At 58.0% G+C, this 19,594-nt stretch carries 20 protein-coding genes; 13 read left to right on the forward strand and 7 right to left on the reverse strand.

Annotated elements, in window-relative coordinates:
* Positions 1-239: 239 nt before the first annotated feature.
* A complete protein-coding gene (locus ABLU73_RS15175; RefSeq protein WP_032455806.1) occupies positions 240-1,178 on the reverse strand; it encodes a DMT family transporter in 939 nt (312 codons plus the stop codon).
* Between the two features lie 163 nt (positions 1,179-1,341).
* The gene (locus ABLU73_RS15180) at positions 1,342-1,515 is read right to left on the reverse strand and encodes a general stress protein (RefSeq protein ID WP_002898708.1); all 174 of its coding nucleotides are present in this window, start codon (positions 1,513-1,515) and stop codon (positions 1,342-1,344) included.
* Between the two features lie 87 nt (positions 1,516-1,602).
* Here ABLU73_RS15180 and ABLU73_RS15185 point away from each other — a divergent pair, with 87 nt between their 5' ends.
* The 3 genes from ABLU73_RS15185 (at position 1,603) to ABLU73_RS15195 (ending at position 2,796) form a co-directional block, all read left to right on the forward strand.
* Entirely contained in the window at positions 1,603-1,824 is a 222-nt protein-coding gene (locus ABLU73_RS15185) for a hypothetical protein (RefSeq protein ID WP_004204497.1), read from the forward strand.
* Between the two features lie 127 nt (positions 1,825-1,951).
* On the forward strand, positions 1,952-2,548 hold the full coding sequence (gene wrbA, locus ABLU73_RS15190; RefSeq protein WP_002898704.1) for an NAD(P)H:quinone oxidoreductase: 597 nt from the start codon (positions 1,952-1,954) through the stop codon (positions 2,546-2,548).
* Positions 2,549-2,568: 20 nt separating this feature from the next.
* Positions 2,569-2,796, forward strand: coding sequence for a YccJ family protein (locus tag ABLU73_RS15195; RefSeq protein WP_008805934.1), 228 nt, complete (start codon positions 2,569-2,571; stop codon positions 2,794-2,796).
* Between the two features lie 65 nt (positions 2,797-2,861).
* Here the strand turns inward: ABLU73_RS15195 and agp are convergent, their stop codons facing one another.
* On the reverse strand, positions 2,862-4,109 hold the full coding sequence (gene agp / locus ABLU73_RS15200; protein WP_264923438.1) for a bifunctional glucose-1-phosphatase/inositol phosphatase: 1,248 nt from the start codon (positions 4,107-4,109) through the stop codon (positions 2,862-2,864).
* 152 nt (positions 4,110-4,261) lie between these two features.
* Here agp and ABLU73_RS15205 point away from each other — a divergent pair, with 152 nt between their 5' ends.
* Both ABLU73_RS15205 and ABLU73_RS15210 read left to right on the forward strand, forming a co-directional pair.
* Positions 4,262-4,711 (forward strand): helix-turn-helix domain-containing protein, encoded by a 450-nt coding sequence (locus ABLU73_RS15205; RefSeq protein ID WP_128335636.1) that lies wholly within the window; start codon positions 4,262-4,264, stop codon positions 4,709-4,711.
* 115 nt (positions 4,712-4,826) lie between these two features.
* The gene (locus ABLU73_RS15210; RefSeq protein ID WP_264923439.1) at positions 4,827-5,615 is read left to right on the forward strand and encodes an SDR family oxidoreductase; all 789 of its coding nucleotides are present in this window, start codon (positions 4,827-4,829) and stop codon (positions 5,613-5,615) included.
* A gap of 19 nt (positions 5,616-5,634) precedes the next feature.
* Here the strand turns inward: ABLU73_RS15210 and ABLU73_RS15215 are convergent, their stop codons facing one another.
* On the reverse strand, positions 5,635-5,856 hold the full coding sequence (locus ABLU73_RS15215) for a hypothetical protein (protein ID WP_004201478.1): 222 nt from the start codon (positions 5,854-5,856) through the stop codon (positions 5,635-5,637).
* A 256-nt stretch (positions 5,857-6,112) separates the two neighbouring features.
* Between ABLU73_RS15215 and ABLU73_RS15220 the strand changes: the two genes are divergently transcribed.
* The gene (locus tag ABLU73_RS15220) at positions 6,113-6,235 is read left to right on the forward strand and encodes a small membrane protein (protein WP_002898600.1); all 123 of its coding nucleotides are present in this window, start codon (positions 6,113-6,115) and stop codon (positions 6,233-6,235) included.
* Positions 6,236-6,353: 118 nt separating this feature from the next.
* On the opposite strand, the gene ABLU73_RS15225 is transcribed toward ABLU73_RS15220, so the two are convergent.
* Positions 6,354-7,745 (reverse strand): APC family permease, encoded by a 1,392-nt coding sequence (locus tag ABLU73_RS15225; RefSeq protein ID WP_004201476.1) that lies wholly within the window; start codon positions 7,743-7,745, stop codon positions 6,354-6,356.
* Between the two features lie 353 nt (positions 7,746-8,098).
* Complete coding sequence (locus ABLU73_RS15230) at positions 8,099-9,520, reverse strand: glutamine synthetase family protein (RefSeq protein WP_002898595.1); 1,422 nt, start codon at positions 9,518-9,520, stop codon at positions 8,099-8,101.
* A 225-nt stretch (positions 9,521-9,745) separates the two neighbouring features.
* On the opposite strand from ABLU73_RS15230, the gene puuD reads away from it, so the two are divergent.
* The 4 genes from puuD to ABLU73_RS15250 all read left to right on the forward strand — a co-directional run bounded on the left by puuD (position 9,746) and on the right by ABLU73_RS15250 (position 14,173).
* Entirely contained in the window at positions 9,746-10,498 is a 753-nt protein-coding gene (puuD, locus tag ABLU73_RS15235) for a gamma-glutamyl-gamma-aminobutyrate hydrolase (RefSeq protein ID WP_025999163.1), read from the forward strand.
* Positions 10,499-10,523: 25 nt separating this feature from the next.
* A complete protein-coding gene (puuR, locus tag ABLU73_RS15240; protein WP_002898590.1) occupies positions 10,524-11,081 on the forward strand; it encodes an HTH-type transcriptional regulator PuuR in 558 nt (185 codons plus the stop codon).
* A 321-nt stretch (positions 11,082-11,402) separates the two neighbouring features.
* On the forward strand, positions 11,403-12,890 hold the full coding sequence (gene puuC, locus ABLU73_RS15245) for an aldehyde dehydrogenase PuuC (protein ID WP_048294461.1): 1,488 nt from the start codon (positions 11,403-11,405) through the stop codon (positions 12,888-12,890).
* A gap of 2 nt (positions 12,891-12,892) precedes the next feature.
* Positions 12,893-14,173 carry an FAD-binding oxidoreductase gene (locus ABLU73_RS15250; protein ID WP_017899482.1) on the forward strand — a complete coding sequence of 427 codons (1,281 nt, stop codon included), beginning with the start codon at positions 12,893-12,895 and terminating at the stop codon, positions 14,171-14,173.
* On the opposite strand, the gene ABLU73_RS15255 is transcribed toward ABLU73_RS15250, so the two are convergent.
* Positions 14,170-15,132: a LysR substrate-binding domain-containing protein gene (locus ABLU73_RS15255; protein ID WP_264923440.1), complete on the reverse strand. Its 963-nt coding sequence runs from the start codon at positions 15,130-15,132 to the stop codon at positions 14,170-14,172. The two genes, ABLU73_RS15250 and ABLU73_RS15255, sit on opposite strands and share 4 nt — an antisense overlap.
* Before the next feature lie 82 nt (positions 15,133-15,214).
* Here ABLU73_RS15255 and ABLU73_RS15260 point away from each other — a divergent pair, with 82 nt between their 5' ends.
* The 3 genes from ABLU73_RS15260 (at position 15,215) to yeaW (ending at position 19,591) form a co-directional block, all read left to right on the forward strand.
* Positions 15,215-16,300: a tartrate dehydrogenase gene (locus ABLU73_RS15260; RefSeq protein ID WP_012542279.1), complete on the forward strand. Its 1,086-nt coding sequence runs from the start codon at positions 15,215-15,217 to the stop codon at positions 16,298-16,300.
* 522 nt (positions 16,301-16,822) lie between these two features.
* Positions 16,823-18,430, forward strand: a complete 1,608-nt coding sequence (locus ABLU73_RS15265; RefSeq protein WP_004201469.1) for a BCCT family transporter — start codon at positions 16,823-16,825, stop codon at positions 18,428-18,430.
* A gap of 36 nt (positions 18,431-18,466) precedes the next feature.
* Positions 18,467-19,591 carry a carnitine monooxygenase, oxygenase subunit YeaW gene (gene yeaW / locus ABLU73_RS15270; protein ID WP_004201468.1) on the forward strand — a complete coding sequence of 375 codons (1,125 nt, stop codon included), beginning with the start codon at positions 18,467-18,469 and terminating at the stop codon, positions 19,589-19,591.
* Positions 19,592-19,594 lie beyond the last annotated feature (3 nt).

The following is a 19,594-nucleotide window of genomic DNA, read 5'->3' on the forward strand; positions in this document are numbered from 1 at the left end:
AACGTCTCAGCGATTTTGAGGCCGTCAGCACCGGCAGTTTCAGTCGCGCAAGTGGTTAAATTAATAACAGGTCGTACGAACGTAGGCCGGGTAAGGCGCAGCCGCCACCCGGCGAAATCATGGATACCGTGCCTGATATCTTGCCAGGCGGCGCTGCGCTTGCGCGGGCCTGGAGACGATCAGAGCCGGACGAGCAGGCCAGCCAGGATAAGCGCCGCTGTAGGATCAGAAGCGTAAAATTACGGCTCGCGACGATCGGCCAGGTCCGGGAGCGGCTGCGCATCGTCATTCGTTGACAACTTCGGCGGCGGTTTGCGCTTCCACTTCAGCTCGCTCACCAGCACTCCCGCGAGGATAAAGAAGCAGCCAAGGAGGGCCAGCAGCGGCAGACGCTCGCCGGCCAGCCGGCCAAAAATACCGGCCCATACCGGTTCGCCGGTATAGATCAGCGTGGCCCGCGTCGGCGAGACGCTGCGCTGCGCCCAGTTCATGGTCACCTGAATGATCGCGCTGAAAATGCCCAGCCCCAGCGCCACGCCGAGCAGCGTCGGCGTCAACGGCGGCACCGACTCACCGGCCGGCTTCATGGCAGCGAAAGCCACCAGCGACGCGGTCGCCAGCTGCACCACCGTCACCCGTCGGACATCCACTTTTCCGGCCCAGGCGCTGATAAGGATAATCTCCGCGGCGATCGCCAGCGCACTCGCCAGAGTGATCATCTCCCCCACGCCAAGCGCCAACAGATTGTTTTCCGGCCCGGCCAGCAGGATCAAACCGATAAAGGCCAGCACAATCCCCACGCAGGACATCACCCCCGGCATACGCCCCAGGCACAGCCACTGCAGCAGCGGCACCAGCGGCACATACATCGCCGTGATAAAGGCAGACTTGCTGCTGGAGATCGACTGCAGCCCCCAGGTCTGCAGGCCATACCCCAGCGCAATCGCCACGCCAATCGCCACCCCCGCCTTCACCTCCAGCCACGTCAGGCCGCGCAGGGTGCGGAGCGAGAGCAGGCCCACCGCCAGCGCGGCGGTCGCGAAACGCAGGCCGACAAAAAACAGCGGCCCACTGAGGCTGACCGCATACTGTACGGCAAGGAAAGTCCCTCCCCAGAACATGGTGATCATGATAAGGAGCGCTTCCTGGCGGCTAACGGAGAATTTTAACGAAGACATAAGACAGCCATGACGATAAACGGGCGACCAGTGTGCAATCGGCCCGGCGGGAGCGCAACCTCCGACAACTAAAAAAAACCGCCGGCAGATGCCGGCGGCGAGGGCGATGCGGTTGGGTCGGGGAGATTAACACCGCATCAAAGAGAACAGTGCCAGTCGCGCGTTAACTCTCACGACTTCCATGACTGTTTTTACCCCCTTTTTTGCCAGCCTCTGAGGCGCGCTGAGGGTCATTTTTAAAATTCCCCCCGCTATGCTGGCCACCTTTACGTCCTGCTTCTGATGCTCTTTCACGGTCTTCAGCAAAGTTGCCAGAACCGCCACGATGGTTTGCCATTACTGACCTCCATTAGGTTAGACATCATAGTGCATTACGCGGGAGCGGCGACGCCGCTGTTCTGCCGCGTATCTATAAGGTTAGTGAATGACTGCCGCTGACGATGGCAAATGTCACATTCAGAAACAAAGCCTGGCGAAAAAAATCCCCTCGCGCCGCCTGATGGCGCTAACCTGCTCTGCTGCCGAAGAAAAAATAGTCAGCAAAAAATGTATCCTGATGCTACATCCTCGCCGCACCGGCCAGTATAACGGAGGCATCGCTTCCCGCTTCTCAGCCGCTCAGGCCGCGCTGCGCAAGGAAAAGTAAATAATGTTTTGTCATTTTGTTATAAATCAAATAAATGCCCGTTGGATTTGCACTCTTCGGCAGAGGCTTTATCTTTAAAGGTACCAGCTATTTGGCTGGCTTATAATGCAACCGAGGAGTGATGGAAATGGCTAAAATTCTGGTGCTTTATTATTCCATGTATGGACACATTGAAACCATGGCTCACGCCGTCGCCGATGGGGCGAACCGGGTGGACGGCGTTGAGGTGGTTGTGAAGCGCGTGCCGGAAACCATGCAGGCAGAAGCGTTTGCCAAAGCAGGCGGGAAAACGCAAAACGCGCCTGTCGCCACGCCGCAGGAGCTGGCTGAGTATGACGCCATCATCTTTGGTACCCCGACTCGTTTCGGCAATATGTCCGGACAAATGCGCACCTTCCTCGATCAGACCGGCGGCCTGTGGGCATCCGGCGCGCTGTACGGTAAGATCGCCAGCGTATTCAGCTCAACCGGCACCGGTGGCGGCCAGGAACAAACCATTACCTCCACCTGGACGACGCTGGCCCACCACGGGATGATCATCGTCCCAATCGGCTACGGCGCACAGGAGCTGTTCGACATCTCCCAGGTCCGCGGCGGGACGCCTTATGGCGCCACCACTATTGCCGGCGGCGACGGTTCGCGTCAGCCAAGCGAGGAAGAGTTAGCCATCGCCCGCTATCAGGGTGAACATGTCGCCAAACTGGCCGTTAAACTGCACGGCTAATCTTCCGCAGGAGGAGCACTATGCCAACTCAAGAAGCAAAAGCACATCGCGTCGGCGAATGGGCAAGTTTACGTAACACCTCGCCGGAGATCGCCGAGGCGATTTTCGAAGTTGCCCACTACGATGAAAAACTGGCTGAGCAAATTTGGGAGGAAGGCAGCGACGAAGTGCTGGCACTGGCCTTTGCCAAAACCGATAAAGATGCGCTGTTCTGGGGTGAACAGACGATTGAGCGTAAAAACGTATAGGGTGTTTATCCCTGCTGAGTCTCACCCTAACCTGCTAAAAACCCGGATTGCTCCGGGTTTTTTCATTATTTCGCCGCCTCGTTGATCACCTTTTTAAAGGTCTCCAGCGGGCAGAATCCCTGGTCATCGACCGGGCAGCCGTTAAGCGCCAGCGTGACCCGCTGCGGCGGGGTCTGCAACGTCAACGGGTCGGCATTACGCAGCTGCTCAGTGCTCTGATAGACATACTCAATCTTCATCAGATCGCGGTTGCTGCCGCTGTCGTGCCAGCGCTGAAACAGCAGTTTGCCGCCGATAGGCGTGCGCTCGTACTGGCCAGGAAGTTGATAGGGCTTAAAGTCCAGCGCCGTCATCAGTGAGGCGATATTCGAGTCGTGTCCCACCAGCAGGGTGACTTTCGCCTTGCTGGCTCCCTCACCCACCAGCGCGTTATCGATATATTTAACCAGCGGTTTGGCCACATTTTGCGCCACTGCCGTCGAGGTAAACAGACTATCCTGGTAGCCGTTTTTCAGCTTCGACAGCACCTGCCACTGCTTATCGCTGGTGATCTCCCCCCACGCCACCTGATCTTTCGGGAAGCCTTCATAGTATTGCAGGGTGAAGGCGTCCACCAGCGAGTTGCCCACCTTCAGCGGCCCGGATACCCCCGGCTCCTGCTGATAACCGGCGCTAAAGGTATCTTTACCCTCGCTCAGGGAACAGACCTGCTTCTCTTTGCAGGAGGGCGAGTTGCGGTAATCGATCATTGTCTCCAGCAGCTTGTAGCTCTCGGTCAACTGCATCCCCTGGCGCTCTTTTTCCATCGCCTGCAGCGCTTTCTCGCGAAACGCCGGGGAGTCGTCGGTGATAACCGGGTTGAAGGTCGGGTCCATGGTGCCCATCTGCGGCTGATGATGCACCGCAATGCCGCAGCCCGGGAACGCGCCGGTGATAAAGAACTGCGCAGTGGCGACGGTGCGCTGCAGGCTGTTAGCGTAGGCGTAAACGGCGTTTTCCGGCGGGCACTCCCCGCTGGTCACCAGCTTCTGTTGCGCCAGCCATTCGCGCATATAGTGGCCCATATACACCTCCAGCACGCCTCCCTTGGTGGTCAGCTGGCCGCCCGGCACATCCCACTGCGGCCAGGCTTTGGCGGTGGACTGCTCCAGCACGCTGCCGTTATTGGCCAGCGGCGCGCGAAGGTTGTGACGACTCATGATCAGCACCTGCTGCAGCTGATACCCCTCTGGGGCGGCCGTGTCCTGCGCCTGGGCGCCAGCGGATAACATGACCGCGCCGGCTACGGCGGCGGCGAGTAGACATATTTTCATCCCTTCATCCTTAGTCATTTATTATCATCGGGTTAATTGTGACGGATTTAGGCCATTTTTCCTGGCATTCGCTCGCAAACTTAGACCGGAGCCGAAAATTTCCTCTGCCGACCAAATAGTTTTATAATGAAACAACTAACCTGGAGGCTTTCGTGAAACGTACCCGTCTGGAAAACAGCTGCTGTCCTGTCGCCCGCTCCCTCGACGTTATCGGCGACTGGTGGTCGCTGCTTATCGTCCGTGATGCCCTCCGCGGGGTACGCCGTTTTAGCGAATTCCAGAAAAACCTCGGCATTGCCAAAAATATGCTCGCCGGACGCCTGAAAATGCTGGTGGATGAAGGCATCCTGCATTTGCAGCCGGCCTCCGACGGCAGCGCCTGGCAGGAGTATGTCCTGACGGATAAGGGCCGCGCCCTGCAGACCGTGCTGGTCGCCCTCTCCCAGTGGGCGGACGACTATCTGTTCGCCCCGGACGAACCGGCGACGCGGCTCATTGACCGCCAGCAGCGCCAGCCTCTGCGTAAGCTGGTCCTGCAGGCGGCGGATGGCCGTGAGCTGGCCCCGACGGATATCACCATCGCCGTTCCGCTGAACGACTAAACGCGGCCAGCGGTAGGCAAAAATAAAAAAAGCCCGGCAGAATGGTTGCATTATTAAACCAAGTATCTCATGCTGAATTTGGTTTAATAATGCAACCTTTTAAGAGGCAATACTCATGTCCCAGTCATCGCACACTGCTTTTATCACCGGCGCTTCCTCAGGCATCGGCGCGATCTATGCCGAACGACTTGCCGCCCGCGGCTACGATCTGATCCTCGCCGCCCGTCGTGAAGATCGGCTGCAGGCGCTCGCCGGGCAACTGCAGGCGCGCTACGCCATCCGGGCCAGCATCCTCAAGGCCGACCTGAGCGAGGAGCAAGGCATTGAAGCCGTGGAGCAGCGTCTGCAGCAGGATCCCGCCGTTGACCTGTTCATTAACAACGCCGGAACGGCAAAAATGGCGGGCTTTCTCGCCAGCACGTCGCGCGAGCACCAGGCGATTCATACGCTCAACACCACCGCGCTTCTGCGCCTGAGCTATGCCGCACTGGCCGCTTTCGCTCCCCGGGGCCACGGAACGCTGATCAATATTGCCTCTATTCTTGCGCTGCATACGCTGCCGGGCAGCGCGGTCTACAGCGCCAGCAAAGCCTGGGTGTTGAGCTTTACCCGTGGCCTGCAGGATGAGTTCGCCGACAGCGGCGTGCGTATTCAGGCGGTATTGCCGGCGGCGACCGCCACCGATCTGTGGCCGACCTCCGGCGTGGCGCTCGACGCCCTGCCCACCGGTACGGTAATGACCACCGAGGATCTGGTTGACGCCGCTCTCAGGGGACTCGAGATGGGGGAAAAGGTCACCTTACCGCCGGTGCATGATCTGGGACTGTGGGAGGCTTTCGAGCAGACGCGACTGGCGCTGTTTACCAGCGCGCGAACCGGGCAACCGGCGCCGCGGTATCGCTAACTCGCCCCGGCGGCGGGCATTATTCCGGCAGCGGAACCGCCGCCAGGGTACAGATCGCCTCGTGCTCCCCGCCGCGGCGATCGGTGATCACTACCTTATCGCCCGCTTTTTTGCCTTCACAGGGTTTCAGGACCTGCTCCACGATCCGCTCGCGGCTCGCCTGACGTTCATTTTCAGCCTGACTGGCGAAGGCCGTCAGCGCCAGCGCCACGCCCAGCAGGCTGAGGGTTGTCTTATACATGTCTTACTCTCAGATCATTCTTATTCGCGGTCAGCGTAACCCGTTGCTGGCCGCACTTCTGTAAAATCACTTAACGGAGTGTTACGCCATTTCAGCTGAAAGCCAGGCTGTCACATTCCTGCGGGAAATATTTTATCACAACCCCGACAGCAGATATTCTCGCTATGAGGCGTCATCTTTCAGACATATCCCGATGTTATCTTCACACAGAGCCCTGTATCTTTTTCCCTTTCTAAACAGAATATTAGGTTGGTCTATGTCGGGTCTTATTCTCTTTATCGTCGCGGTGGCGCTGCTGGGCGTCGCCATCTACAGCCTGGTGTCGTACCTCAAAGAGCGGCGCGCCAGTCAGTTACCTGTCCATAAAAAGAAGAAATAATACCTTCCGTTCTCCGCCGTTTTCTGCTGATTTCTTTACCATCCTGTACTGTCCCTTACCGAACCAAAAACAAAGGCAGGCCTGCGGGCCTGCCTTCGTTCGGTTTCAGCGTCAGGTTCTAGGACTCCCAGGCCTGCTCCGCCTTGGCGGCATCGAACTGCGGCGGCGGTTTACGGAAACGTTGGGTCAGATAAGCCAGATACAGCAGACCAAGCGCCGCCCACACCAGGCCGAGCGTCAGGGAAGTGGCCTCGAGGTTGATCCACAGCACCCCTACCGTCAACGCCCCGACCATCGGCAGCAGCAGATAGTGCAGTCGATCCTTCCAGGTTTTGTTGTACCCCTTGCGACGCCAGAAGTGGTTGAACACCGACAGGTTAACGAAGGTGAAGGCCACCAGCGCGCCGAAGTTAATTAACGCGGTGGCGGTCACCAGGTCGAAGAACAGCGCCGACAGCGCGACGATACCCACCATAATCACGTTCAACGCCGGGGTGCGCCATTTCGGATGCACATAGCCGAAAATGCGCTCCGGGAAGACGTTATCGCGACCCATCACGTACAGCAGACGGGAGACGCTGGCATGGGACGCCAGGCCGGACGCCAGGGTGTTAACAAAGGTGGTGCAGAGGAATATTGACTGGAACAGCTTGCCGCCCACGTACAGCGCAATCTCCGGCAGCGCGGCGTCCGGGTCTTTAAAGCGATGAATATCCGGGAAAAACAGCTGCATAAAGAACGACGCGACGATGAAAATAATGCCGCCGTACATCGCGGTGAGAAAAATAGCCTTCGGGATCACCCGCGCGGCGTCAGGCGTCTCTTCCGACAGTGTGGTCACGGCGTCGAAGCCGAGAAACGAGAAGCAGACGATGGTCGCCCCGGTAATAATCGGGATCAGATGCGCATTCTGACTGATAAACGGCTGCAGCGACCAGACGGTCCCTACCCCCTCGCCTTTGTGCAGCCCCTGAACCACCAGAATGACGAATACCACCATAATCGAGATCTGCACCAGCACGAACAGGGTGTTGAAGTTCGCCACCAGATTAACGCTTTTCAGGTTTGCGGCGGTCAGAATGGCGACAAAGGTCACCACCCACACCCATGGCGGCACCTCAGGGAACAGCGCCGAGAGATAGATCTTCGCCAACAGGACGTTGATCATCGGCAGGAACAGATAATCCAGTAGCGAGGACCAGCCGACCATAAAGCCGACGTGCGGACTGATGGATTTTTGCGCGTAGGTGTAGGCGGAGCCGGCTTCCGGGAACTGGCGCACCAGTTTGCCGTAGCTGATGGCGGTGAACAGCACGCCAGCCAGCGCCAGCAAATAAGACGCCGGGACGTGGCCGTTGCTGATACCGGAGACGATGCCGAAGGTATCAAACACCGTCATCGGCGTCAGATAGGCCAGCCCCATCATCACCACTTGCCAGAGTTTGAGGGATTTACGCAGACGCGGTCTGCCCGCCTGAGCGGCGTTATGCGCAGGAAGATTAATAGCCATCGCCCATTCCCCCCTTGCGGATAACAGTTTGCGGACACAACGTTCGCGTGACAAACCTGCTTAGCAAGGGGATAAGGCATAAATAAAAGGGTAAGACGGACCGGTGAGCGGTTGCTGGCTGGCATCCAATGCGGCCTGAGCGGCCTCCCTCTCCCTGCGGATATTTGAACATCTGCATCATCTCATTTCCTCGTCACACACTGTGTCGTTAACTGAAGCCCCGTTGCCGCCTGCGCTCCTTAACGCGACATCCGGGAAATGGCTGGGCTCCCAGCAAAAAGGACGACCAGGCTCCGCTCAGGCCGTATGATGCTACTCATGACTCAACTCATGCGCCCCTTGCGGGGCGACCATCAGGCGTTTTTCAACATCCACTCAATTTCAGTTTCTGTGATAAGACGCTCAAACTGCAGTAATTCATCATGCTTGCAGGCATGGAAAACGTGGCAGAAACGCTCGCCGAGACGCTCACGCAGGTGATCGTTCTGCATAAACTCCCACAGCGCATCGCTCTGGCGGATCGGGAACGGCAGACCCTCTTGTTCCAGGCCGTTACCTTCCACCTCTTCCTGCAAAGGCAGCTGAGGGTTATCCAGCCCGTGCAGAATGCCGGCGAAAATCGCCGCCATCACCAGATACGGGTTGGCGTCCGCCCCCGCCACGCGATACTCCACGCGGTGGTTCTGCCGCTCGCCGCATGGGATCCGCAGCGCCACGGTACGGTTGTTATGCCCCCAGGAAGCCTGCGTCGGGACATACATCCCTGGCTGGAAGCGGCGATACGAGTTCACGTTCGGCGCCAGCAGCGCCATCGAGGCCGGCATCAGATCGATCATCCCGGCCAGCGCGCGTTTAAGCAGCGCGGAGTCTTCCCCGTCGCCGTCCACCAGCACGTTTTCCCCTTTATTGTTCAGCATGCTGATGTGGATATGCATTCCGCTGCCCGCATGCTCTTCATAAGGCTTAGCCATAAAAGTGGCGTGCATCTTATGCTTCTCCGCCATTAAACGCACGAGACGTTTTAACGCCAGCGCATCATCGCAGGCGTCCAGCACGTTATCGGTATGGTGGAGGTTGATTTCAAACTGGCCCGGCGAGGCTTCGGCCACCGCGCCGTCGGCGGGGATCAGCTGCAGTTTCGCCAGCTCGTCGATATCGTTGAGCACGTCGGCAAAGTGGTTCAGGTTATCGACCGAGTAGACCTGGCTTTGGGTGTTGCGATCGTCGGTGCCCGGCGCGCACGGCGGCTGCAGGTAGCCTTCGGCATCGCGTTTGCGGTCCAGTAAATAGAACTCCAGCTCTACCGCTACCACGGGGAACAGCCCGCGCTGGCGCAACTGCTGCCAGAGGCGGTTGAGTACGTTCCGCGGCTCAACGTCAAAGGGAGCGCCATCTTCATCAACCATGGTCAACTGTACCTGGGCTATCGACTGCGGATCGGCCGCTGAAGGCGTTAAGGTGCCGGGCACCGGAATGCAGCTGCGATCCGGCTCGCCCATCTCCTGGCCCAGACCGGCCTCTTCCACGACGTTGCCGAGAATATCCATCGCAAACACCGAAGCCGGGAAATAACAGCCTTTCTCCAGCTTGCTCAGGCCGGCAACCGGGATGCGCTTGCCGCGGAAGCAGCCGTTCAGGTCAGTGAGGAGGACATCAACATATTGGGTATCAGGGTAGGTTTCGAGGTAGCGCTTCACTTCTTTCGCGAACGCGCTGACCCGTCTCTCTTCCGTTTGCTGAACAAAATTCTCAACTTCTACGATATTGGTTTCCATGATTCACCGCCGTTGGTTTGGTTTCGGTCCTGCACTCAGACCGTTAAATATAATGTCCACCCCATCGACTGTGTATGCAAATAAATTGTTTGTCAAATGTTAAATTAAGTTTGCAAAGGGCTATTTCCACTGCTAGATTGAGAAAATATTGAACGATATGGCCGTTAAACCCGCTATAGCGGTCATAATTTAGTCCACTTTGTGAGGGCGATCATGGAAAATATAATGTACAAGCCAGTTATTGGCGTCGTGATGTGTAGAAACAGGCTTAAGGGTCACCAGACCCAAACCTTGCAAGAAAAGTACCTGAATGCAATTGTTAACGCCGGCGGACTGCCGATCGCCCTGCCACATGCGCTGGCAGAGCCGGATCTGCTGAACGCGTTAGTCGATAAACTGGATGGGATATACCTGCCAGGCAGCCCCAGTAACGTGCAGCCGCACCTTTATGGTGAAAACGGCGATGAGCCTGACGCCGACCCCGGGCGTGATCTTCTGAGCATGGCGCTGATTAACGCCGCACTCGAAAGGCGCATCCCCATTTTCGCCATCTGTCGTGGACTGCAGGAACTGGTTGTCGCCACCGGTGGGACTCTGTATCGTCGTCTGTTCGAGCAGCCTGAGCTGCTGGAGCATCGCGAAGATCCTGAACTGCCCGTCGAGCAGCAGTATGCGCCGTCCCATCAGGTTGAGGTTCAGGAAGGAGGATTGCTGTCGCAATTGATACCGGGCTGCAACACGTTTTGGGTAAACTCGCTACATGGGCAAGGGGCAAAAACCCTCAGTCCGCAGCTGCGCGTGGAGGCGCGAGCGCCGGATGGACTGGTGGAAGCGGTCAGCGTGAACGATCACCCTTTCGCGCTGGGCGTACAGTGGCATCCTGAATGGAACAGTAGCGAATACGCCCTGTCGCGTATGTTGTTTGATGGTTTTATCACCGCCTGTCAGGGCCATCATGCTGAAAAGCGGCGGCGCTGACCACTACCGTTAAGGAAATGCAAATATGAGCGATGACGGACTGGCGCCAGGGAAACGTCTGTCAGAGATCCGCCAACAGCTGGGTCTTTCGCAGCGTCGTGCCGCCGAACTGTCTGGGTTAACACATAGTGCCATCAGCACCATAGAGCAGGACAAAGTCAGTCCTGCCATCAGTACGCTGCAAAAGCTGCTGAAAGTCTATGGGCTGTCGCTCTCGGAATTCTTTTCTGAACCCGAAAAGCCGGACGAACCCCAGGTGGTCATTAATCAGGATGACCTTATCGAAATGGGCAGTCAGGGCGTTTCCATGAAGCTGGTTCATAACGGAAATCCGAACCGTACGCTGGCGATGATTTTTGAAACTTACCAGCCTGGAACCACGACCGGGGAGAGGATTAAGCATCAGGGTGAGGAGATAGGCACCATACTGGAGGGTGAGATTGTGCTGACGATTAACGGTCAGTCGTACCACCTGGTGGCTGGACAGAGCTATGCCATTAATACCGGCATCCCGCACAGCTTCAGCAACACCTCGGCAGGCATCTGCCGCATCATCAGTGCCCACACCCCCACCACATTCTGAATATTTAGCCTGAACGAGCTTCAGGCTTTCTTCAGACCTGCGGCGGCGGAAATTTTATTTTCGTCGCCGCGAAAAACTCGCAGTCATAACGTTGGTGCCGGAAGGGAATCTTATTTTCTGCTGGCCCTGAAATAATTAACGCCGTGAATGGCGACTCACCCCTGAATTATTCGGCATGCAGACAACCTGTCGAAATTTAGGGTGATAAAACGGTATTCAACTCCGGGGATACACTATGCCCTGCGCCTGGCGCAGCGCCCCCGTGCAGCCTGAAAACGCCGATGTGATTAATTTGCCGATAATGTTTTTTAAGGAGTCATGATGAATTTTCAGCACCTGGCTTACTGGCAGGAAAAAGCGAAAAGCCTGGCCATTGAAACACGATTATTTATTAACGGCGAATATTGCGCCGCGGTCGATAATACCACCTTTGAAACCATTGACCCTGCCGCGCAGCACACGTTAGCCCATGTCGCTCGCGGCAAAAAAGCCGACGTTGAGCTGGCGGTGAAGGCCGCGCGTCGGGTCTTTGATAACGGCGACTGGTCACAGGCCGCTCCCACGCAGCGTAAAGCGGTTCTCACACGCTTTGCCGACCTGATGGAGGCCCACTGCGAAGAGCTGGCGCTGCTGGAAACGCTGGATACCGGCAAGCCGATTCGCCACAGCCTGCGCGACGATATTCCCGGCGCCGCCCGCGCCATCCGCTGGTATGCCGAAGCGCTGGATAAAGTCTATGGCGAAGTGGCTCCTACCGGCAGCAACGAGCTGGCGATGATCGTCCGCGAACCGATTGGCGTCATCGCCGCGGTGGTGCCGTGGAACTTCCCGCTGCTGCTGGCCTGCTGGAAGCTCGGCCCGGCGCTGGCGGCGGGCAACAGCGTGATCCTTAAGCCCTCGGAAAAATCGCCGCTCACCGCGCTGCGCCTCGCCGGGCTGGCGAAAGAGGCGGGCCTGCCGGACGGCGTGCTGAACGTGGTCAGCGGCTTTGGTCACGAAGCCGGACAGGCGCTGGCCCTGCATCCAGACGTGGAGGTCCTTACCTTTACCGGCTCCACCCGCACCGGCAAGCAGCTGCTGAAAGACGCCGGCGACAGCAATATGAAGCGCGTGTGGCTGGAAGCGGGCGGCAAGAGCGCCAACATCGTCTTCGCCGACTGCCCGGATCTGCAAAAAGCGGTCAGCGCCACCGCCGGCGGCATCTTCTACAACCAGGGGCAGGTGTGCATCGCCGGCACTCGCCTGCTGCTGGAGGAGAGCATCGCCGACGAGTTCCTGGCACGACTGAAAACCGAAGCGCAACACTGGCAGCCGGGCAACCCGCTCGACCCAAACACCACCATGGGCATGCTGATTGACAACACCCATGCCGACAGCGTGCACAGTTTTATTCGCGGCGGCGAAAGCAAAAGCACGCTGTTCCTCGACGGGCGGAAAAATCCGTGGCCTGCCGCCGTCGGCCCGACCATTTTTGTTGACGTCGACCCGGCCTCCACCCTCAGCCGGGAAGAGATCTTCGGCCCGGTGCTGGTGGTGACTCGCTTCAAAAGCGAAGACGAGGCGCTGCGGCTTGCCAACGACAGCGACTACGGCCTCGGCGCTGCGGTATGGACCCGCGATCTCTCACGCGCCCACCGCATGAGCCGCCGCCTGAAGGCCGGTTCGGTCTTCGTCAACAACTATAACGATGGTGATATGACCGTCCCCTTCGGCGGTTACAAACAGAGCGGCAACGGACGCGATAAGTCGCTGCACGCGCTGGAAAAATTCACCGAACTGAAAACCATCTGGATTGCCCTGGAGTCTTAATCATGACCGAACATACCACCAGCTATTACGCCGCCAGCGCCAACAAATATGAACCCTTTCCGACGCTGGACGAATCGATAAGCTGCGACGTCTGCGTCGTCGGCGGCGGCTACACCGGACTCTCGTCTGCCCTGCATCTGGCCGAAATGGGCTACGACGTGGTGGTGCTGGAAGGGGCGCGCATCGGCTTCGGCGCCAGCGGCCGCAATGGCGGTCAGCTGGTTAACTCCTACAGCCGCGATATCGACGTGATTGAAAAAAACTACGGCCCGGATGCCGCTAAAATGCTCGGTAGCATGATGTTCGAAGGCGGCGATATTATTCGCGAACGTATCCAGCGCTACCAGATCCAGTGCGATTATCGCCCGGGCGGCCTGTTCGTGGCGATGAATCACAAACAGCTGGAGACGCTGGAAGAACAGAAAGCCAACTGGGAGCGCTACGGCAACACGCAGCTGGAGCTGCTGGACAGAGAGGCGATTCGTCGCGAAGTGGACAGCGACCGCTACGTCGGCGCCCTGCTCGACCACAGCGGCGGCCATATTCATCCGCTCAACCTCGCCATCGGCGAAGCGGACGCCATTCGCCTGAACGGCGGCCGGGTCTATGAGCAGTCGCCGGTCACCCGCATTCAGCACTCCACTCCGGCAGTGGTCAGCACCCCCCGCGGCCAGGTCACTGCCCGCTATGTGATCGTCGCCGGCAACGCCTATCTCGGCGACAAACTGGAGCCGGAGCTGGCGAAGCGCAGCATGCCTTGCGGCACCCAGGTGGTCACCACCGCTCCGCTGTCGGAGGAGGTCGCTCGCTCGCTGATCCCGAAAAACTACTGTGTGGAAGACTGTAACTATCTGTTGGATTACTACCGCCTCACCGGCGACAACCGCTTGCTGTATGGCGGCGGCGTGGTCTACGGCGCCCGCGACCCGGACGATGTGGAACGGCTGATTATGCCGAAGCTGCTGAAAACCTTCCCGCAGCTGAAAGGGGTGAAAATCGACTACCGCTGGACCGGCAACTTCCTGTTGACCCTCTCAAGGATGCCGCAGTTTGGTCGCCTCGATACCAACATCTACTACATGCAGGGCTACAGCGGGCATGGGGTCACCTGTACCCACCTCGCCGGACGGTTGATTTCGGAACTGCTGCGCGGTGACGCTGAGCGTTTCGACGCCTTTGCCAAACTGCCGCACTACCCGTTCCCGGGCGGCCGCAGCCTGCGCATTCCCTTCACCGCCATGGGCGCCGCCTACTACAGTCTGCGCGACCGCCTGGGGGTTTAATCGCCTCTGCCGACGGCGCTGGCCGTCGGCTCATGCTGCGGATAGTGCTGCTGAAAGTAGTGGCGCAGAAACTCCACAGTGGTGCGAATTTTAGCCGACGTCGCCAGCCGGGAGACATAGACTGCCCAGACGTTGGCAGGCTGAAAGAATTCCGGCAGCACATGCAGCAGATGGCCGCTGGCGATATTCTCCCGGACGTCCCACCATGAACGTAACGCAATTCCTTGCCCGTCCAGACACCACTGATGCACAATTTCACCATGGTTGGACGACAGCGGCCCGGTCACCTTGATCGCATGCTGCCCCTCTTTGCTGTGCAACTGCCAGATGCCAAACGGATGATCGCGTTCTTTAATCACCAGGCAGGGTAAGGCGGCCAGATCGCTCAGCTGTTTCGGCGGTGGATGGCGGGCAAGGAATTGCGGCGAGGCGCAGAGCACGCGGTGGTTGGCCGCCAGCTGGCGGGCAATCAGATTCGGCGCGATATCATCGCCCACGCGAATATCGAGATCCACCCCTTCATTGACTAAATCCACCAGCCGGTCCTGGACATCGAAACGCAGTTCCAGCTGCGGGTACTGAAGGGCCAGCGCCGACAGCGCCGGGGCCACCACCCGGCGGCCAAAGCCGAAGCTACTGATAATACGCAGCGTTCCCTGCGGCACCTGGCGCACGTCGGAAAGCTCGTCCATCATCTCATCGACATCCTGCAAAATGCGCTGCGCCCATTCGTAGATCCGCTCCCCCTCCTCGGTAATGGTGACCCGGCGGGTGGTCCGGTGCAACAACACCACATTCAGGGTTTGCTCCAGCAGCGAAACCCGCTTGCTGATGAACGCCGGTGATACGCCAAGCTCTTCGGCGGCGGCGGCGAACCCGGCCCGGCGAGCGACCAGCATAAAGACGCGTAAATCATTTAGCAGCGGCAGATTATTCATGATCTGTGTTTTATGTTTCACCAGTTAGCGTGATTAATTATGAACCAGTCAATTATAGGATAAGCAGGTGGTCAAACATCATCGCTTAAAAGTGAGAACCGGAATGAAAAAAACCTATCGTATTGCCGCCATCCCGGGTGACGGAATTGGCAAAGAAGTTCTGCCTGAAGGGATTCGCGTGCTGCAAGCCGCCGCACAGCGTTGGGATCTGTCATTGAGCTTCGAGCAGATGGAGTGGGCAAGCTGCGAATATTATGCCCATCACGGCAAGATGATGCCGGACGACTGGCGCGAGCAGCTGCAGGGCTTCGATGCCATCTACTTCGGCGCCGTCGGCTGGCCGGATACCGTTCCCGACCACATTTCGCTGTGGGGGTCGCTGCTGAAGTTCCGCCGTGAGTTTGACCAATACGTCAACCTGCGTCCGGTGCGTCTGTTCCCCGGCGTCCCCTGCCCGCTGGCGGGCAAAAAGGCCGGCGATATCGATTTTTACGTGGTGCGCGAAAATACCGAAGGCGAATATTCCGCCCTCGGCGGGCGCGCCAATGAAGGCACCGAGCATGAAGTGGTGATTCAGGAGTCGGTCTTTACCCGCCGCGGCGTGGACCGGATCCTGCGCTACGCCTTCGAACTGGCGCAAAGCCGCCCACGCAAAACGCTGACCTCCGCAACCAAATCCAACGGTCTGGCGATCAGCATGCCCTACTGGGATGAGCGGGTGGAAGAGATGGCCAAAAACTATCCGGATATTCGCTGGGACAAGCAGCATATCGATATCCTGTGCGCCCGCTTCGTGCTGCAGCCGGAGCGTTTTGACGTGGTCGTCGGCTCCAATCTGTTCGGTGATATTCTCTCCGATCTCGGCCCGGCTTGTACCGGCACCATCGGTATTGCGCCATCGGCGAATCTCAACCCGGAGCGCACCTTCCCGTCGCTGTTCGAACCGGTTCACGGGTCGGCGCCGGATATCTATGGTAAAAATATCGCCAACCCGATCGCCACCATATGGGCCGGGGCGATGATGCTCGATTTCCTCGGCAACGGCGATGAGCGCTATCACGCCGCGCACAACGGCATTCTGGCGGCGATTGAGCAGGTGATTGCCAGCGGGCCGAAAACCCCGGATATGAAAGGCAGCGCGTCAACGCAACAGGTCAGCGACGCTATCTGCAAAGCCATTTTGGCGTAATTACCCAAGCCGCTCCCCGGTCGCGCGGCGCTTACCGGGGCTACAAAAGGCACGATAATGTAAAAACACGGCCCTCAGCCCGTATCCCTGCGGGCTGCCCCGACCTGCCGGGAACGTCTCAGCGATGTTGAGGCCGCCAACACCGGCAGTTTCAGCAACAATGGTGAATAAATTAAAGGCAGGCCGCACGGACCGTAGCCCGGGTAAGGCGCAGCCGCTACCCGGGAAGACCTGCGCCAACTTCCCTCTCTTTTCGCTATGCAGAATCCCCCACGATTGACAAGTGGACCGCATCACAGCGTCAAACTTTATTAATTCCTGAAAAGACAGAACCTGCGCCAATTCACCTTTTATTATTTCCGTTCCGTGTTTTATTGCTTCACGAAACGGCCAATTGTTTAATTCATGTAACGAAGAAATAATCCGATTGTTAATAGCTTTTGCTACGAACCTTGACCCTACAGCGTGATAACAACGACAGGCTAAAGCCACCGACGGGCAATCATGCCCAGGAGATCACCCATGTTGAGCAACGTAAAGAAAAAAGATGTGCCGCTGATTGCCATCAGCCTGGCGGCCATTGTTTTCATCGCCGCTACATTAAGTCTCTTCCCGCAGCAAACCGCGCAGGCGGCTGATTCGATTTTTAACGGCGTGACCCGCCTGCTGGGTTCCACGGTACAGGTACTGGTGCTGCTGGCGCTGGGACTGGTGCTCTATCTGGCGACCAGCAAATACGGCAATATCCGTCTCGGCGAAGGTAAAGTCGAATACAGTACCCTCTCATGGCTGTTTATGTTTATCTGCGCCGGGCTCGGCTCCTCCACGCTGTACTGGGGCGTCGCCGAATGGGCTTATTACTACCAGACCCCGGGCCTGAACATTGCCCCGCAATCGCCGAAAGCGCTGGAATACAGCATCCCTTATTCTTTCTTCCACTGGGGGGTTAGCGCCTGGGCGACCTACACTCTCGCCTCGCTGATCATGGCCTATCACTTCCACGTGCGGAAAAATAAAGGCCTCAGCCTCTCCGGGATCATTTCAGCGATCACCGGAGTGAGTCCGCAGGGCTTCTGGGGCCGTCTGGTCGATCTGATGTTCCTGATCGCTACCGTCGGCGCGTTAACCATTTCGCTGGTGGTCACTGCCGCCACCTTCACCCGCGGCCTGTCAGCGCTGACCGGGCTGCCGGATAACTTCACCGTGCAGGCGTTTGTGATCCTGCTCTCCGGCGGTATTTTCTGCATGAGTTCGTGGATTGGCATCAACAACGGCCTGCAGCGCCTGAGCAAAATGGTCGGCTGGGGGGCATTTCTGCTGCCGTTGGTGGTATTACTGGTTGGCCCAACCGAATTCATCACCAATAACATCATTAACGCTGTCGGCCTGACGACTCAGAACTTCCTGCAGATGAGCCTGTTTACCGATCCCCTCGGCGACGGCGCCTTTACCCGCAACTGGACCGTCTTCTACTGGCTGTGGTGGATCTCCTATACCCCGGGCGTGGCGATGTTCGTCACCCGCGTCTCCCGCGGGCGCAAAATCAAAGAGGTGATATGGGGACTGCTCCTTGGTAGCACCGCCGGCTGCTGGTTCTTCTTTGGGGTGATGGAAAGCTACGCCATGCACCAGTTCGTTAACGGCGTGATTAACGTACCGCAGGTGATGCAGACTCTTGGCGGCGAAACCGCCGTCCAGCAGGTCCTGATGTCGCTGCCGGCAGGTAAGCTGTTCCTCGCCGCCTATCTGTTCGTGATGATTGTTTTCCTCGCCTCGCATATGGATGCGGTGGCCTACACCATGGCGGCGACCAGCACCCGCAACCTGCGCGAAGGCGACGATCCGGATCGCGGCATGCGCCTGTTCTGGTGCGTGGTAATTACCCTCATCCCGCTATCGATTCTGTTTACCGGCGCTTCGCTTGAGACCATGAAAACCACCGTGGTGCTGACCGCCCTACCATTCCTGGCCATTTTACTGATTAAAACCGGCGGCTTCGTGCGCTGGCTAAAACAGGACTACGCCCACGTGCCGGTCAATCAGATAGAAACCCATACGCCCGAGCCAATGATTAAAGCCGAGACGCTACCGGTTGGCACGGTACTCAAAGGCGACGGCCAGTCGCTGTAAAACCTCTTACTGACAATAATCACAAGGTGACCTTACATGAGCAATTTGAGCCCTGACTTTACTCTGCCGATTAACTTTTGCGCCAATCCGCAGGATGCCTGGACCATTCCGGCCCGTTTTTATACCGACAGCCAGGCGTTTGAACACGAGAAAGAGCGCATCTTCGCCAATAGCTGGATTTGCGTCGCCCACGGCAGCGAGGTCGCCCGGCCGAACGACTACATCACCCGGGAGATCATTGGCGAAAATATCGTTATCGTCCGCGGCCGCGACAACATTCTGCGCGCTTTCTATAACGTCTGCCCGCACCGCGGCCACCAGCTGCTGAGCGGTGAAGGTAAAGCCAAAAACGTGATTACCTGCCCCTATCACGCCTGGGCCTTCAAGCTTGACGGCAATCTCGCCCACGCCCGCAACTGCGAAAACGTGGCGAATTTCGATAGCGAAAAGGCGCAGCTGGTGCCGGTTCGCCTGGAAGAGTATGCCGGCTTTGTGTTTATCAATATGAACCCGCAAGCAGAGAGCGTGGAAACGCAGCTGCCGGGCCTGCAGGACAAAGTGTTGGAAGCCTGCCCGGACGTGCATGATCTGAAACTGGCGGCGCGCTTTACCACTCTCACCCCGGCGAACTGGAAAAATATCGTCGATAACTATCTGGAATGTTACCACTGCGGCCCGGCGCACCCGGGCTTCTCGGATTCCGTACAGGTTGACCGTTACTGGCACACCATGCACGGCAAATGGACGCTGCAGTATGGCTTCGCCAAGCCGTCCGAGCAGTCGTTTAAATTCGAAGAAGGTACCGACGCCGCGTTCCACGGTTTCTGGCTGTGGCCGTGCACCATGTTCAACGTGACGCCGATCAAGGGCATGATGACCGTGATCTATGAATTCCCGGTGGATGAAGAGACCACTCTGCAGAATTACGACATCTATTTCACCAACGAAGAGCTGACTGACGATCAGAAAGCGCTGATTGAGTGGTATCGCGACGTGTTCCGCCCGGAAGATTTACGCCTGGTGGAAAGCGTGCAGAAGGGGCTGAAGTCCCGCGGCTATCGCGGCCAGGGGCGCATTATGGCGGATAACAGCGGCAGCGGTATCTCCGAGCACGGTATCGCGCATTTCCACAATCTGGTGGCCCAGGTGTTCCAGCCGTAATCG

The organism is Klebsiella sp. GG_Kp175 (assembly GCF_040062325.1).
Classification (GTDB): domain Bacteria; phylum Pseudomonadota; class Gammaproteobacteria; order Enterobacterales; family Enterobacteriaceae; genus Klebsiella; species Klebsiella quasipneumoniae.

What these genes read in the sequence shown, in the direction of transcription:
- ABLU73_RS15260 (WP_012542279.1), top strand. Translation starts at nt 15,215, where the DNA reads ATGAAAAAAACCTATCGTATTGCCGCCATCCCGGGTGACGGAATTGGC.
- ABLU73_RS15225 (WP_004201476.1), bottom strand. Translation starts at nt 7,745, where the DNA reads ATGGCTATTAATCTTCCTGCGCATAACGCCGCTCAGGCGGGCAGACCG.
- agp (WP_264923438.1), bottom strand. Translation starts at nt 4,109, where the DNA reads ATGAAAATATGTCTACTCGCCGCCGCCGTAGCCGGCGCGGTCATGTTA.
- ABLU73_RS15185 (WP_004204497.1), top strand. Translation starts at nt 1,603, where the DNA reads ATGACTGCCGCTGACGATGGCAAATGTCACATTCAGAAACAAAGCCTG.
- puuR (WP_002898590.1), top strand. Translation starts at nt 10,524, where the DNA reads ATGAGCGATGACGGACTGGCGCCAGGGAAACGTCTGTCAGAGATCCGC.
- puuD (WP_025999163.1), top strand. Translation starts at nt 9,746, where the DNA reads ATGTACAAGCCAGTTATTGGCGTCGTGATGTGTAGAAACAGGCTTAAG.
- ABLU73_RS15180 (WP_002898708.1), bottom strand. Translation starts at nt 1,515, where the DNA reads ATGGCAAACCATCGTGGCGGTTCTGGCAACTTTGCTGAAGACCGTGAA.
- ABLU73_RS15230 (WP_002898595.1), bottom strand. Translation starts at nt 9,520, where the DNA reads ATGGAAACCAATATCGTAGAAGTTGAGAATTTTGTTCAGCAAACGGAA.
- ABLU73_RS15195 (WP_008805934.1), top strand. Translation starts at nt 2,569, where the DNA reads ATGCCAACTCAAGAAGCAAAAGCACATCGCGTCGGCGAATGGGCAAGT.
- ABLU73_RS15175 (WP_032455806.1), bottom strand. Translation starts at nt 1,178, where the DNA reads ATGTCTTCGTTAAAATTCTCCGTTAGCCGCCAGGAAGCGCTCCTTATC.
- ABLU73_RS15265 (WP_004201469.1), top strand. Translation starts at nt 16,823, where the DNA reads ATGTTGAGCAACGTAAAGAAAAAAGATGTGCCGCTGATTGCCATCAGC.
- puuC (WP_048294461.1), top strand. Translation starts at nt 11,403, where the DNA reads ATGAATTTTCAGCACCTGGCTTACTGGCAGGAAAAAGCGAAAAGCCTG.
- ABLU73_RS15220 (WP_002898600.1), top strand. Translation starts at nt 6,113, where the DNA reads ATGTCGGGTCTTATTCTCTTTATCGTCGCGGTGGCGCTGCTGGGCGTC.
- ABLU73_RS15210 (WP_264923439.1), top strand. Translation starts at nt 4,827, where the DNA reads ATGTCCCAGTCATCGCACACTGCTTTTATCACCGGCGCTTCCTCAGGC.
- yeaW (WP_004201468.1), top strand. Translation starts at nt 18,467, where the DNA reads ATGAGCAATTTGAGCCCTGACTTTACTCTGCCGATTAACTTTTGCGCC.
- wrbA (WP_002898704.1), top strand. Translation starts at nt 1,952, where the DNA reads ATGGCTAAAATTCTGGTGCTTTATTATTCCATGTATGGACACATTGAA.
- ABLU73_RS15215 (WP_004201478.1), bottom strand. Translation starts at nt 5,856, where the DNA reads ATGTATAAGACAACCCTCAGCCTGCTGGGCGTGGCGCTGGCGCTGACG.
- ABLU73_RS15250 (WP_017899482.1), top strand. Translation starts at nt 12,893, where the DNA reads ATGACCGAACATACCACCAGCTATTACGCCGCCAGCGCCAACAAATAT.